This is a genomic window from Streptomyces sp. A5-4, from assembly GCF_051131715.1.
Classification (GTDB): Bacteria; Actinomycetota; Actinomycetes; order Streptomycetales; family Streptomycetaceae; genus Streptomyces.
On the sequence record NZ_CP178591.1, the window covers coordinates 7915478 to 7928466 of the forward strand.

13 protein-coding genes are annotated in these 12989 nt (G+C 70.7%); 8 read left to right on the forward strand and 5 right to left on the reverse strand.

The annotated features are described in order from the left end of the window. Positions 1-208: 208 nt before the first annotated feature. The 3 genes from ACLLJJ_RS37030 to ACLLJJ_RS37040 all read left to right on the forward strand — a co-directional run bounded on the left by ACLLJJ_RS37030 (position 209) and on the right by ACLLJJ_RS37040 (position 3275). Positions 209-421, forward strand: coding sequence for a hypothetical protein (locus ACLLJJ_RS37030; protein WP_434599066.1), 213 nt, complete (start codon positions 209-211; stop codon positions 419-421). Between the two features lie 148 nt (positions 422-569). Next, the gene (locus tag ACLLJJ_RS37035) at positions 570-1724 is read left to right on the forward strand and encodes a glycerate kinase (RefSeq protein ID WP_434599067.1); all 1155 of its coding nucleotides are present in this window, start codon (positions 570-572) and stop codon (positions 1722-1724) included. Between the two features lie 243 nt (positions 1725-1967). Further along, the gene (locus tag ACLLJJ_RS37040) at positions 1968-3275 is read left to right on the forward strand and encodes an MFS transporter (protein ID WP_434599068.1); all 1308 of its coding nucleotides are present in this window, start codon (positions 1968-1970) and stop codon (positions 3273-3275) included. On the opposite strand, the gene ACLLJJ_RS37045 is transcribed toward ACLLJJ_RS37040, so the two are convergent. Continuing rightward, complete coding sequence (locus tag ACLLJJ_RS37045; protein WP_434599069.1) at positions 3175-4371, reverse strand: PucR family transcriptional regulator; 1197 nt, start codon at positions 4369-4371, stop codon at positions 3175-3177. The two genes, ACLLJJ_RS37040 and ACLLJJ_RS37045, sit on opposite strands and share 101 nt — an antisense overlap. A 184-nt stretch (positions 4372-4555) precedes the next feature. Between ACLLJJ_RS37045 and ACLLJJ_RS37050 the strand changes: the two genes are divergently transcribed. The 5 genes from ACLLJJ_RS37050 to ACLLJJ_RS37070 all read left to right on the forward strand — a co-directional run bounded on the left by ACLLJJ_RS37050 (position 4556) and on the right by ACLLJJ_RS37070 (position 9515). Beyond that, positions 4556-5356 (forward strand): ABC transporter ATP-binding protein, encoded by an 801-nt coding sequence (locus tag ACLLJJ_RS37050; RefSeq protein WP_434599070.1) that lies wholly within the window; start codon positions 4556-4558, stop codon positions 5354-5356. After that, positions 5353-6213, forward strand: coding sequence for an ABC transporter ATP-binding protein (locus ACLLJJ_RS37055; RefSeq protein ID WP_434599071.1), 861 nt, complete (start codon positions 5353-5355; stop codon positions 6211-6213). Before ACLLJJ_RS37050 ends, ACLLJJ_RS37055 begins: the two co-directional genes overlap by 4 nt. After that, entirely contained in the window at positions 6210-7100 is an 891-nt protein-coding gene (locus ACLLJJ_RS37060) for a branched-chain amino acid ABC transporter permease (RefSeq protein ID WP_434599072.1), read from the forward strand. The genes ACLLJJ_RS37055 and ACLLJJ_RS37060 overlap by 4 nt, the downstream gene beginning before the upstream one ends. Positions 7101-7212: 112 nt before the next feature. After that, positions 7213-8265, forward strand: coding sequence for a branched-chain amino acid ABC transporter permease (locus tag ACLLJJ_RS37065; protein WP_434600627.1), 1053 nt, complete (start codon positions 7213-7215; stop codon positions 8263-8265). Continuing rightward, positions 8262-9515: an ABC transporter substrate-binding protein gene (locus ACLLJJ_RS37070; protein ID WP_434599073.1), complete on the forward strand. Its 1254-nt coding sequence runs from the start codon at positions 8262-8264 to the stop codon at positions 9513-9515. The genes ACLLJJ_RS37065 and ACLLJJ_RS37070 overlap by 4 nt, the downstream gene beginning before the upstream one ends. Before the next feature lie 84 nt (positions 9516-9599). On the opposite strand, the gene pssA is transcribed toward ACLLJJ_RS37070, so the two are convergent. The 4 genes from pssA to ACLLJJ_RS37090 all read right to left on the reverse strand — a co-directional run bounded on the left by pssA (position 9600) and on the right by ACLLJJ_RS37090 (position 12987). Continuing rightward, entirely contained in the window at positions 9600-10454 is an 855-nt protein-coding gene (gene pssA / locus ACLLJJ_RS37075; protein WP_434599074.1) for a CDP-diacylglycerol--serine O-phosphatidyltransferase, read from the reverse strand. Then, positions 10441-11097, reverse strand: coding sequence for a phosphatidylserine decarboxylase (locus ACLLJJ_RS37080; RefSeq protein ID WP_434599075.1), 657 nt, complete (start codon positions 11095-11097; stop codon positions 10441-10443). The genes pssA and ACLLJJ_RS37080 overlap by 14 nt, the downstream gene beginning before the upstream one ends. 169 nt (positions 11098-11266) lie before the next feature. Next, complete coding sequence (locus ACLLJJ_RS37085) at positions 11267-12472, reverse strand: acyl-CoA dehydrogenase family protein (RefSeq protein ID WP_434599076.1); 1206 nt, start codon at positions 12470-12472, stop codon at positions 11267-11269. Further along, positions 12469-12987, reverse strand: coding sequence for a MaoC family dehydratase (locus ACLLJJ_RS37090; protein WP_434599077.1), 519 nt, complete (start codon positions 12985-12987; stop codon positions 12469-12471). Before ACLLJJ_RS37090 ends, ACLLJJ_RS37085 begins: the two co-directional genes overlap by 4 nt. Positions 12988-12989: the final 2 nt, after the last annotated feature.

Genomic DNA, 12989 nt, shown 5'->3' on the forward strand with positions numbered 1-12989 from the left:
GCCCGGCGAGCTCCGCGGGGCCGGGCGGGCGTGGCGCGTCGCCTCCGGTGCTGGTCGTCCCACCGTGCCGGCCGTCGGCATCGCCGTCGCGCGCGGATCGGCGACTTCCGGGACGAGATGTCGGGGCTCCCCCTTTCTGCCCGCCGCGCATGGGAGATTTATCCCGTTTCGCGGATTTTGAGGCGTACGAGAGGGAGGCGGGTGCCGGATGAAGCGATGTGTGCACGTACGGGCGGCGGCCGGAGCGGCCGTGGTGACGGGTGGCGGGCCCGCGTCGGCCGCCGACGGGTCGGGGCCGCTGGTGCGGTCCCGGGGCATCGACCTGCTGGAGGGCGTCTTCGAGCGCATCGGCGTGCCGATCGGCGAGAGCCGCAGGGCGGTGCGCCAGACGTACGACTCCCGCGCGACGGCCGCCGACTGACCGGGGCGCGCACGGGTGCCGAACTTACACGAAATGATGACCTATCGGTTGAAGTGGCCCGGTCGTGAGGGACCCCCATGGGCAGGTGCTCCCTCCTCGGATATGGTCGGGGCGGCGCGACTGCCTGTTCGAAAGCAAGGGATGCAAGGTGACGGACGGAGCAGTAACTGAGACCGCGTGCGTGCTCGTCGCAGCGGACAAGTTCAAGGGTTCGCTCACGGCCGTGCAGGTCGCGGAGCGGGTGACGGCCGGGCTCAAGCGGGTCGTCCCCGACGTACACGTAGAGGCCCTGCCCGTCGCGGACGGCGGCGACGGCACAGTGGCGGCGGCTGTCGCCGCCGGGTTCGAGCGCCGGGAGGTACCGGTCACCGGGCCGCTCGGTGAGCGGCGCACCGCGGCCTTCGCGCTGCGCGACGGCACAGCGGTCGTCGAAATGGCGGAGGCCTCGGGCCTCCAGCACCTCCCCGAGGGCGTGTTCGCACCCCTCACCTCCACGACGTACGGCTCCGGTGAGCTGCTGCGCGCGGCGCTCGACGCGGGCGCCCGCACGATCGTCTTCGGCGTCGGCGGCAGTGCCACGACCGACGGCGGCGCGGGCATGCTGGCCGCGCTCGGCGCACGCTTCCTGGACAAGGCGGGCGAGCCCGTCGGCCCCGGCGGCGGCGGGCTGCGCGACCTGGTGACCGCGGACCTCGCAGGCATCGACGCCCGCTTCGCCGACGTGGACCTCGTCCTGGCCAGCGACGTCGACAACCCGCTGACCGGGCCCAAGGGCGCGCCCGCGGTGTACGGGCCCCAGAAGGGCGCCACCGAGGAGGACGTCGCCACACTCGACGCCGCCCTCGGGCACTACGCGTCGGTGCTGGAGGAGGCCGTCGGCCCACAGGCCGCCCGGTACGCCCTTTCCCCGGGCGCTGGCGCGGCGGGCGGCATCGGCTACGGGGCGCTCGTCTGCCTCGGCGCGAGCTTCCGTCCCGGCATCGAGGTCATGCTCGACGTCCTGGGCTTCGCCGCGGCCCTGGAGCGGGCCACCCTGGTCATCACCGGCGAGGGCTCCCTCGACGAGCAGACCCTGCACGGCAAGGCCCCCGCGGGCGTCGCCGCGGCGGCCCGCGCGAAGAACATCGAGGTCATCGCGGTCTGCGGCCGGCTGGCCCTCCTTCCGGAGGCGCTGGGGAGGGCCGGCATACGGCGCGCGTACTCCCTGGCCGAGCTGGAGCCGGACCAGGCGCGGTCCATGGCCGAGGCGGGGCCGCTCCTGGAGCGCGCCGCGGAGGCCATCGCGCGGGACTTCCTGCTCTGACCGGAGCCCTCCGGGCGCACGGCCTCCTTTTCCACGCATGCCGACAGGGGCGGGACTCATGTCCCGCCCCCTGTCGGCATGCGTGGTGCGGCTGTTAGCGTGTCGCGCATGGTCTTCCCTCGCGGCGTCTAGGACTCGCTCCGCCGACCGCACCCGCCCTCGTCGGCCGGTGCGGCGTCCAGGAGTCCCCGTACGCCCGCGGCGCCCCGTGTTGCGCGCCGCCCACCGAGGGAATCACCCATCATGTCTGTGCCCCCGTCGGCGCCTTCGCGCGCCGTCACCTACCGCGCTGTCCTGCGCACCCCGCGCTCCCGCCGCCCCTTCGCCGCCGCGCTGCTCGGGCGGCTGTCCTACGGCGTGGTGCCGCTCGCCCTCATCCTCACTGTCCAGGAAGCCACCGGCTCGTACGCGTCGGCCGGCACCGCCATGGCCCTCTTCGGGCTGACCAGTGTCCTGCTGTCGCCCGCCAGAGCGGCCCTCATCGACCGCTACGGGGCGCGTCGCGCACTGCCGCCGATGACCCTCGGCTACGCCGCGCTGCTCCTCGCCCTGGCCGCCGTCACCCGGTTGCCGGACCCGTCGGCCGCGCTGCTGGTGGGAGCGGCGGCCGTCACCGGCGCCTTTACGCCCCCGCTCGGGGCCGTCGTACGGGCCGTCTGGAGTCGGCTGCTGCCCGACCGGCAGCTGCTTCAGCGCGCCTACAGTCTCGACGGCGTCGCGGAGGAACTCCTCTACGTATCAGGGCCGTTGCTGGCCGGACTGCTGGCCGCGCTGCTGCTGCCCGCCGCCGGCCTGGTGGTCGGCGCCGCACTCGTCCTGGTCGGCGGCATCTGCCTCGCGACCTCCCCGGCCGTCCGCATGGCGCAGAGCTCTTCCGCTGCCACCGTCGACGCCGTACACGACGAGGGCGCGTCGGCCGGGCGTAGGTCCGTCGTGCGAGCCCTGCGCGCGCCGATCGCTGCCGCGGCAGGGCTCGGCCTGTGCATCGGCGCGGTGGAGCTGCTGGTCGTCGCCTTCGCCGACCAGCAGCATCGGGCCTCCGCGGTCTCCTGGGTGCTGGCGGCCCTGTCCGCGGGCAGCGCGGTCGGCGGCCTCACGTACGGGGCCGTCAACTGGCGCGTGCCGGAGCGGGTGCGCCTGCCGCTCCTGGTCACGGGGCTCGGCCTCACCCTGGCCCCCGCCGGTCTCTCGCCGCACCTGTATGTGCTCATCGGCGCGGCCGGGCTCGCCGGGATCTTCGTCGCCCCGGCGCTGACAACCGCCTACCTGATCGCCGACGCGTCCGTACCGGCGGGCGACCGCACCCGCGCCGGCGCCTGGGTCAACACGGCCTTCAACGCGGGGGCTTCGGCCGGTGCGGCGCTCTACGGGCTGCTGGTGGGCCGGGTCCCGCTCTCCGTCTGCTTCGCCCTCGCCGCGGCCCCGGTACTGCTGGCCGCCGCCGCGAGCATCACGCGCCCGAAAGCCGGAAAGCGTCCAGGGCCAGCGTCATCTCGATCAGGTCCCGCGGCCGGGACAGCGAGCGAGCCGTCAACTGCTCAAGTCTCCTGAGCCGGTTGAACACCGTATTGCGGTGGCAGTACAGCCGCGTCGCCGCCCGGCCCGCCGAACCCTCGGACTTCAGCCACGCGTCCAGCGTCTCCAGGAGCACCGCGCGGTCGCCGGGGTCCAGTTCGAGCAGCGGGCCGAACACATCGGCGACCAGCCGCGCGGCCAGCTCCGGCTGGCTCACCACCAGGGCCGTCGGAAGCCGCTGATCCAGCCGCACGATCCCCGCCTCCGAGCCGCAGGTGCGCAGTGCGGTCTCGGCCAGCCGGCGGGCCGGGCCCAGGTCGGCCAGGCCCGCCACCACCGGGCTGATGCCGCCGGTGCCCGCGCACCGGCGGCCCAGCTCGTCGGCGAGCTCCGCGAGGCCGGCGTCGTCGCCGGGCGCGACGACGCCGACCTCGTGGTCCGTGCGCATCCGCCAGAAGAAACGCATGCCGCCGGTGGCGGCGACCCGGTGGAACGGCTCTCGGTTCTCGCGCCGCTCCACCCGCAGCACCACGACCGCGTACCGCCCGAACTCCGGCAGATCGAGCCCCGCCGCCGCGCGGGCCGCGAGGCCGGGGGCCGACTGGCCGTCCAACAGGGCGTCGAGCAGGGCCTGTACGCGTTCGTCGGTGCGCAGCTGCATCTCCTGCTCGGTGCTGCGGTAGGCGTCCGCGACCGTCGCCGCCTGCCGGTCGACGGCCGCCCACATCTGCGCCACGGTGTGCACCAGCACGGGCAGCGCGTCGGGCTCCTTGTCGCTCACGATCCGCAGGAGCTCGTCCCAGACGAGGTACCCGGCGTGCCGGTACGCGAAGAGGAGCAGATCCAACGGGAGCCCCTGCTCGGCCCGGCGCCGGCCGAGCCGCTCCGCGTACGCCAGGTCCTTGCGCGGCGCCGAGCGCGGCGCGGTGATGGCCTCTATGCCGTATCGCAGCGCCTCGTTGATCTGCTTCCAGTGCTCGTCGCCCGGCACCGCGAGATCGAACTGGGGCGAATGCGAACGCAGTTGCCCCATCAGTAGGTCGGTGAGATGCGGAACACGCTCCAGGAGCGCGTCGGAGACGCTTGTCAGGACCGACCATTCACGATCAGTGCGTGCTCTGCGGCCGCTCATGGCTGGTGAGGATGCCACCGAAAGCGTACCGGGCGACAGACCCTTGTGCGCGTGCACAATCCGGATCTGCCGCCGCTGGTCATGCGCAGCGATTCGGCCCCGCGCCGTGGACGGTGCGGCCCACCGGTGCTGACCTGTGTCCCGGTACACGGCGGCAGAGTTGATCGGTGGAAGGGGGGCGGGCATGGCTTCGCTGGAAGTGAGTGGGCTGGCCGTGGGTTACGGCCCGGTGCGCGCGCTGCGCGACGTCTCGCTCCAGGTGCCGCCCGGCGCGGTCGTCGCCGTGCTCGGTGGGAACGGAGCGGGCAAGTCGACTCTGCTGCGCGCCATTTCACGCACCCTGCGGTTCCACCGCGGCGCCGCGACGGCGGGCGCCGTGGCGTTCGACGGGCGCCCCCTGGATCGTATGAACGCGGCGCAGGTGGTCGCGGCCGGAGTGGTCCAAGTCCCCGAAGGGCGCCAGGTGTTCGCCCGCATGACGGTGGGCGACAACCTGCGGGCCGGTGCGCTCGGCGCGCGCGGCGGACGCAAGGAGACCGCCGCCGCACTCGCCCGGGTCCATGAACTCTTCCCCGTCCTGGCCGAACGCGCCCACCAGCGGGCCGGTCTCCTCTCCGGCGGGGAGCAGCAAATGCTCGCTCTGGGGCGGGCGTTGATGGCCCGGCCCCGGCTGCTCCTGCTCGACGAGCCGTCGCTGGGCCTCGCCCCGCTGATGGCCGCCCGGATCGCCGAAACCGTCCGGGAGATCAACGCCACCGGTACGTCGGTCCTGCTGGTGGAGCAGAACGCGGCCCTCGCGCTGCGCCTGGCCTCGACCGCGTACGTCCTGGACGTGGGCGAAGTGGCCCTGTCGGGCCCCGCCGACGAACTGGCCGCGTCCGACGAGGTGCGCCGTCGCTATCTCGGCGTCGTCGACGAGACGGCGGCTGAGGACGCGGTACGGGCCGAAGCGGTCGCCCCCACGCTGCGGAGGTGGACGGCATGACACCGGAGGCCGACGCGGCAGCCCGCACCCCTGTGCGGGACGCCCGCGTCCCTGCCCTGCACGTACGCGACCTCATCGTCCGCTTCGCCGGGCTCACCGCCCTGGACGCCGTCTCCTTCACCGTCGAGCCCGGCAGCGTGCACGCCGTCATCGGTCCCAACGGCGCGGGAAAATCCACCTGCTTCAACGTCCTGTCCGGCGTCTACCGCGCCACCTCAGGCAGCGTCCGGCTCGGCGCCACCGAACTGACCGGCCTCGCACCGCACCGGATCGCCGGGCTGGGCATCGCCCGCACCTTCCAGAACCTGGCGCTGCCACCCCACTCGACGGTCGCCGACAGCCTGCTCCTCGGCCGCCACCGGCTCACCCGCGCCGGGTTCCTCAGCACCGGGCTGCGGCTGCCCACAGCCGCCCGCGAGGCGCGGCTGCACCGTGAACGGGTCCGGGAGATCGCGGCCTTCGTCGGCCTGGAGCAGGACCTGACCACGCAGGCCGGGGCCCTTCCATACGGAAAGCAGAAGCTCGTCGAGCTCGGCCGCGCGCTGTGCATGGAACCGGACATCCTGCTCCTCGACGAGCCCGTCGCGGGCATGACCGCGGACGAGCGGCGCCGTACGGCCGCCGTCGTCGCCGGTGTGCGCGACAGCCTCGGTATCTCGATCGTGCTCGTCGAACACGACATGGGGGTGGTGATGCGGCTCGCGGACGCGGTGACCGTACTCGACTTCGGACGCAGGATCGCGGGCGGCACACCCGCACAGGTGCAGAGCGACCCGGCCGTCGTCCGCGCCTACCTGGGCGAAGGCGACGGCGAAGGCGAAGGCACCGGGAACCCCGGACAGGAGGCCACCTCGTGACGACCTTCGCCGAACTGCTGCTCAACGGGCTGTCCATCGGCTCGGTGTACGCCCTGATCGCCCTCGGATTCGTCGTCATCTTCAAGGCCACCGAGGTCGTCAACTTCGCCCACGCCTCGCTGCTTCTCGCGGGCGGCTACGTCACCGCCGTACTGCACGACGACATCGGCTTCTGGGCCGCCCTGACGGTCGGCGCGGGCAGCGCCGCACTTGTCGGCGCGGCCATCGAGTTCCTGGTGATGCGGCGCTACCGCGGCTCCGACCACAGCGTCCTCGCCATCGTCACCATCGGCGTCGACATCCTGCTCCTCACCGAACTGACCCGCCGCATCGGCACGGACGTGCTCGCCGTCGGCGACCCGTGGGGCGACAGCCTCCTGACGATCGGGTCGGTCACCATCGCGCACACCCGCATCGCCGCCTTCGTCTCCGTGGCCCTCCTCATCACCATCTTCCTGCTGGCCTTCCGCCACACGTCCTGGGGCGTCTCGATGCGGGCCGCCGCGGAGAACCCGCAGACCGCCGCGCTGATGGGCGTGCGCCTCGGCAGGGTCTCGCTCGCCGCCTGGGCGGTCGCGGGCGCGCTGGCGGCCGTCGCCGCGCTCTTCCTGACCGTCTTCCCGACCCCGGGCCTGGAACGGGCGACCTCCCTGGCCGCGCTCAAGGCGTTCCCGGCCGCGATCCTCGGCGGCCTGGACTCGACGACCGGGGCGCTCGCGGGCGGCCTGATCGTCGGCGTCACGGAATCGCTGGCCACGGGCTACCAGAGCGATCTGTCGTTCATGGGCCGCGGCATCGGCGACCTCGCCCCGTACCTGGTCATGGTCGTCGTGCTGCTGATCCGCCCGGCGGGCCTGTTCGGCACGAAGGAGATGGCCCGTGTCTGACCCCACCCGACCACGAGACGCGGCACCCCGCCCGGACCGGGCGGCCGGACCCGGCCGGGCGCCGACTGGGGAGAGCCCCGCGCCGCGGCCCGCGCCGCCATCGCGCGCCTTCCTGGCGGCGCTGCGACGCCCCCGCGCGTATGCCTGGCTCCTCGGCAGCGTGCTGCTGCTCGCCCTGCCCTTCTACCTCGACCGCTTCTGGCTCCAGGCCGGGCTCTTCGCGATGGCCGCGGCCATCGGCGCCATCGGCATCAATTTGCTCACCGGCGCCACCGGCCAACTCTCCATGGGGCACGCCTTCTTCCTGGCCGTCGGCGCGTACGGCTACTGCGTCCTGGCGGGCGAGAACAGTGTCGAGAGCGGGCACCGGCTGACCGGACTCGGGCTGCCCAGCTGGCTCGCGGCCGTTCTCGCCGTGCTCATCGCGGGGCTCGCGGGCGGCCTCTTCAGCCCCATCGCGGGCCGCCTGCGCGGCGCCTACCTCGGGATCGCCACCCTCGCGCTGATCTTCATCGGGCAGCACGTCCTGTTCAACGCCCGCGATCTGACCGGCGGTTTCAACGGACGGACCGTACCCACCCTCTCCCTGTTCGGCTTCGACTTCGACGACACCGAGCTGATCGTCGCCGCCGTCCCCTTCGAGTCCGCCGAGAAGCTCTGGTACGCGGGCCTCGTCGCCCTGGCCGCCGGGGCGCTCTTCGCCCGCGGCGTCCTGCGCGGCCGTCCTGGCCGGGCCATGAACGCCATCCGCGACCACCGCATCGCCGCAGGGGTGATGGGCGTCCCCGTGGCCCGCTACCGGGCCGCGGTCTTCGTCCTGTCGTCGATGTACGCGGGCCTGGCCGGGGTTCTGCTCGCCCTGGTCTTCCAGCGGACCGTGCCCGAGTACTTCGGGATGATCCTGTCCCTCGAATACCTCGCCATGATCGTGATCGGCGGCCTCGGCACGGTCGCGGGAGCCGTCGTCGGAGCGGCCTTCGTCTCGCTGCTGCCCCGCCTGCTCGACCGCTACAGCGACGCACTCCCGCTGATCTCGGCCCCCGGCACGGGCGGGGTCTCGCCGGGCGAGGCGTCCCGCTACCTGTACGGCGCCGCGGTGGTCGCGGTGGTGTTGTTCCTGCCCGGCGGCCTCACGCGTCTCATCACTCCAGGGGAGAAGAAATGAAGGCACGAAGGTACGCGGCGGTGCTCGCCGTACTGGCTCTCACCGTCGTCGGGTGCAGCGAGAAGGCCGGCCAGAGCGAGGACGGGAAACAGGACGCGGAGGGCGTCAGGACCGGCGACGGCGTTACCGCCAAGACCATTCCGCTCGGCATCCTCACCGACATGACCGGGGTCTACGCCTCCCTCGGCAAGAGCGTCACCCAGGCCCAGCAGCTGTGGGTGAAGCAGACGAACGCGGCGGGCGGCATCTGCGGCCGCACCATCGAGCTGACCGTGCGCGACCACGGCTACGACCCGCAGAAGGCCGTCGCCGCGTACACCGAGCTGGAACCCAAGGTGCTGGGCTTCGCCCAGTTCATCGGCTCGCCCTTCGTCGCCGCCGTCAAGCAGCGCATCGACGGGCAGGACAAGGGGCTCGTCCTGCCCCAGGCCTGGTCGTCCTCCCTGCTGGGCAGTCCGTACGTGCGCGTCGTGGGCGCCACGTACGACATCGAGACCATCAACGCCGTCGACTTCCTGCTCGCCGAGAAGCGGATCAAGAAGGGCGACAAGATCGGCCATGTCTACTTCGAGGGCGACTACGGCGAGAACGCGCTGGTCGGCTCGGAGTACGCCGCCAAGGAGGCGGGCCTGACCATCGTCGAGCAGAAGATCAAACCGACCGACAACGACATGTCGGCGCAGGTCGCGGCGCTCAAGCAGGCCGGGGTCAAGGCGATCGTCATCAGCGCCGGCCCCCGCCAGGCGGCCTCACTGGTCGGCGTCGCCGCGGCCGGCAAGTTCGCCGTACCGATCATCGGCAACAACTCGGCGTTCGCCCCACAGCTCCTCGGCACCCAGGCCGGGCCCGCCCTGACCAAGGACTACTACGTCGCCGCGTCGACCCTGCCCATCGGCTCCCAGGAGGCCGCTCCGGCCAAGCTCGCCAAGGAGTACCAGGCCGCGTACCCCAAGGACGGTCTCGACAACGGCGTCGTCGCGGGCTACACCGGGGCCAAGATCTACGGCGAGGTGCTGAAGAAGGCCTGCGCCGACAAGAACCTCACCCGCGAGGGCATCGACGAGGCGCTGCTCACCCTGAACGCCTTCGACAGTGGCTTCGGTCTCACCCACGACTTCTCGGACCCGGCCGTGCCCTCCACCCGCGAAAGCCTGATCATGAAGCCGGACAAGACGGTTCCCGGCGGCCTGAAGGTCGTACGCGAGGCGCAGGTGGCGAAGGCCGCCGAGTCCTTCACGTTCGGCGGATGACCGCGTACGACGACGTCTACGACGACGGGAGGGGCCCCGGACCATATGGTCCGGGGCCCCTCCCGCAGCGTCTTCAGGCCGCCGCTACGGCAGCTGGGCCGCCCGCGCCTCGCGGCGGTTGTAGCGGAAGGTGTTCACGCGCCGCGCCGTGGCGAAGAGCGGAATCACCGCGCCCAGGACCACCTGCAGCGCGCAGCCGGTCTGCAGGAGCAGCTGTCCGCCGGGGGCGTCGAACGCCCAGGCGGCGAGCAGCCCCATCGCGGCCACGATCCAGCCGAGCATCGCCACCGCGAGGACACCTCGCGGCTTGGGGTACTCGACCCGGCTCACCATCAGCCATGCCACCCCGATGATCGCGAGCAGCGTCGGCACGAAGGGCAGCTCAAGCAGCACGATCGAGACGACCGTCAGCGCACCGAAGGGGCTCGGCATGCCCTGGAACATGCCGTCCTTCAGCGTCACGCAGGAGAATCTGGCAAGCCGCAGGACCACCGCCAACAGCACCACGATCGCCGCCAACGCGGAGACCCGCTGGTGGGCGTCGTCCGCGACCATTCCGTACACGAGCACGAAGTAGGCCGGGGCGAGCCCGAAGCTGATCAGGTCGGAGAGGTTGTCCAGCTCCGCGCCCATCGGCGAGCTGCGCAGCTTGCGCGCCACGAGCCCGTCGCAGAGGTCGAAGATGGCCGCGAGCAGCATCAGGATGACGGCGGTGGCGGCGCTGTGACGCGCCATGCCGCTCTCGTCACTGCCCGTGAGGTGCGGGATGAGGATCCCGGTGGTGGTGAAGTACACCGCCATGAATCCGCACGTCGCGTTGCCGAGTGTGAGGGTGTCCGCTATCGACAGCCTCATCGACAGCGGCATGTCCTCCGCGTCGTCCTCGTCCTCTGCCTCCGGCACCCAGCCGGCCTGTGTCTCGGGATCAATCACGGTCAATGCGAGTCACCCCCGCGGTAGTGGTCTGGCCGACCTCGACCGCTACGTCGATACCTTCCGGAAGGTAGATGTCGACACGTGAGCCGAAGCGGATCAGGCCGATGCGTTCGCCCTGTTCCAGCTTCGTGCCCTGAGGTACGTACGGCACGATGCGCCGCGCGACTGCGCCGGCGATCTGCACCATCTCGATGTCACCGAGCTCGGTGTCGAAGTGCCAGACAACGCGCTCGTTGTTCTCGCTCTCCTTGTTGAACGCCGGAACGAATCCACCGGGGATGTGTTCGACGGACGTCACCGTGCCCGCGAGGGGCGCGCGGTTGACGTGGACGTTCAGCGGGCTCATGAAGATCGCGACGCGGGTCCGCCCGTCCTTCCACGGCATGATGCTCTGCACCACTCCGTCGGCCGGGGAGATGACCCGGCCCTGAGTGATCTCGCGCTCGGGGTCGCGGAAGAACCACAGCATGCCCGCCGCGAGCACGGTGGTGGGCACGGCTACAGCGGCCCAGCGGCCGGACTTGCGAGCCCGGGCAAGGCTGAGCGCCGCGGTGGCGACAGTCGGCAGAAGCCACGGCGATGCTCCGCGAGCAAGGCGTCCATTGAGGAGGCCGTCGCGTGGTGCAGAGGTTTGGCTGTGGGGCATGGATGACCTTCGTAGCGGATGATGCCGCGCTGGTAACGGGGGACGGCGGCTTTCCGGCGATGTTAGCGGTTACGAGCCACAACTGGGCAAGCCAGAAGCCGAGTCGGCGGCCTGAAGGTGATGACAGGGTGTGATCTATTTTGCGGCTATTTCACCATGAAAAGGACAATTAACCCTGGAATCGGTACTCTTCGAGGAGGCGACGACCGATGATCATTTTCTGGATCTCGGCGGTACCTTCACCGATCAGCAGCATCGGCGCCTCCCTGTAGAGGCGCTCGATCTCGTACTCCTTCGAGAACCCGTATCCACCGTGGATACGGAAGGCGTCCTCGACGACCTCCTTGCAGTATTCGGAGGCGAGGTACTTCGCCATCCCTGCCTCAAGGTCGTTTCGTTCCCCGGAGTCCTTTTTGCGAGCTGCATTTACCATCATCGCATGCGCGGCCTCAACCTTGGTAGCCATCTCGGCAAGCTTGAACTGAATCGCCTGGTGCTGTGCGATCTGCTTGCCGAAAGTGTGGCGCTGCTGGGCATATGAGACACCCAATTCGAACGCACGGTGTGCGACTCCACAGCCACGCGCCGCCACATTGACTCGACCGACCTCTACCCCGTCCATCATTTGGTAAAACCCTCGGCCGGTCGTGCCGCCGAGCACCCGATTGGCCGGAATGCGCAGTCCGTCCATGATCAACTCGGTGGTGTCGACCCCCTTGTAGCCCATCTTGTCGATCTTCCCGGGGATGGTCAGGCCAGGACGGACCTCACCGAAGCCGGGCTCCTTCTCCACCAGGAAGGTCGTCATCGACTTGTGCGGGGCCGTGCCCTCGGGGTGTCCTTCGTCACTTCGGCACAGAACGGCCACCAGAGTCGACGTTCCGCCGTTCGTCAGCCACATCTTCTGGCCGTTCAGGACGTACTCGTCACCGTCCCGCACACCCTTCGACGTGATGGCCGCCACGTCCGAGCCGAGCGCCGGCTCCGACATCGAGAACGCGCCACGCACCTCGCCCAGCGCCATCCGCGGCAGGAAGGTGTCCTTCTGCTCCTGCGTGCCGTGCTGCTTGAGCATGTACGCCACGATGAAGTGGGTGTTGATGATGCCCGAGACGCTCATCCAGCCGCGGGCGATCTCCTCGACGCAGAGCGCGTAGGTGAGAAGGGACTCGCCCAGACCGCCGTACTCCTCGGGGATCATCAGCCCGAACAGGCCGAGCTCCTTGAGGCCTTCGACGATCTGCGTCGGGTACTCGTCCCGGTGCTCCAGCTCCGTCGCGACCGGGATGATCTCCTTGTCGACGAAGTTCCTTACGGTGGCCAGGATTTCCTGCTGGATGTCGGTCAGACCGGCGGTCTGGGCGAGACGGCTCATCGCTGCTTCTCCTGGCTCTTCGGCTCGGGCCGGCCGGGCTGCTCGCCGCCCCGCTCCTTGATGTACGTCTCGGTGGGCACCATCACCTTGCGCCGGAACACACAGACCACGGTGCCGTCCTGCTTGTAGCCCCTGGTCTCGACGTGGACGATCCCGCGGTCGCTCTTGGACTTCGACGGCGTCTTGTCCAGGACGGTCGTCTCGCCGTAGAGCGTGTCGCCGTGGAAGGTCGGCGCGATGTGCTTGAGCGACTCGACCTCCAGGTTGGCGATGGCCTTGCCGGAGACGTCGGGGACCGACATGCCGAGCAGCAGCGAGTAGATGTAGTTGCCGACGACGACGTTCTTGCCGAAGTCGGTCGTCTTCTCGGCGTAGTTGCTGTCCATGTGCAGCGGGTGATGGTTCATGGTGAGCAGACAGAAAAGATGGTCGTCGTACTCCGTGACCGTCTTCCCGGGCCAGTGCTTGTAGACCGCGCCGACCTCGAACTCCTCGTATGTGCGCCCGAACTGCATGA

Bases quoted from the DNA above. Each gene is read 5' to 3' on its own strand.
- ACLLJJ_RS37030 (WP_434599066.1), top strand. From the start codon at position 209: ATGAAGCGATGTGTGCACGTACGGGCGGCGGCCGGAGCGGCCGTGGTG.
- ACLLJJ_RS37040 (WP_434599068.1), top strand. From the start codon at position 1,968: ATGTCTGTGCCCCCGTCGGCGCCTTCGCGCGCCGTCACCTACCGCGCT.
- ACLLJJ_RS37045 (WP_434599069.1), bottom strand. From the start codon at position 4,371: ATGAGCGGCCGCAGAGCACGCACTGATCGTGAATGGTCGGTCCTGACA.
- ACLLJJ_RS37050 (WP_434599070.1), top strand. From the start codon at position 4,556: ATGGCTTCGCTGGAAGTGAGTGGGCTGGCCGTGGGTTACGGCCCGGTG.
- ACLLJJ_RS37055 (WP_434599071.1), top strand. From the start codon at position 5,353: ATGACACCGGAGGCCGACGCGGCAGCCCGCACCCCTGTGCGGGACGCC.
- ACLLJJ_RS37070 (WP_434599073.1), top strand. From the start codon at position 8,262: ATGAAGGCACGAAGGTACGCGGCGGTGCTCGCCGTACTGGCTCTCACC.
- ACLLJJ_RS37080 (WP_434599075.1), bottom strand. From the start codon at position 11,097: ATGCCCCACAGCCAAACCTCTGCACCACGCGACGGCCTCCTCAATGGA.
- ACLLJJ_RS37085 (WP_434599076.1), bottom strand. From the start codon at position 12,472: ATGAGCCGTCTCGCCCAGACCGCCGGTCTGACCGACATCCAGCAGGAA.
- ACLLJJ_RS37090 (WP_434599077.1), bottom strand. From the start codon at position 12,987: ATGCAGTTCGGGCGCACATACGAGGAGTTCGAGGTCGGCGCGGTCTAC.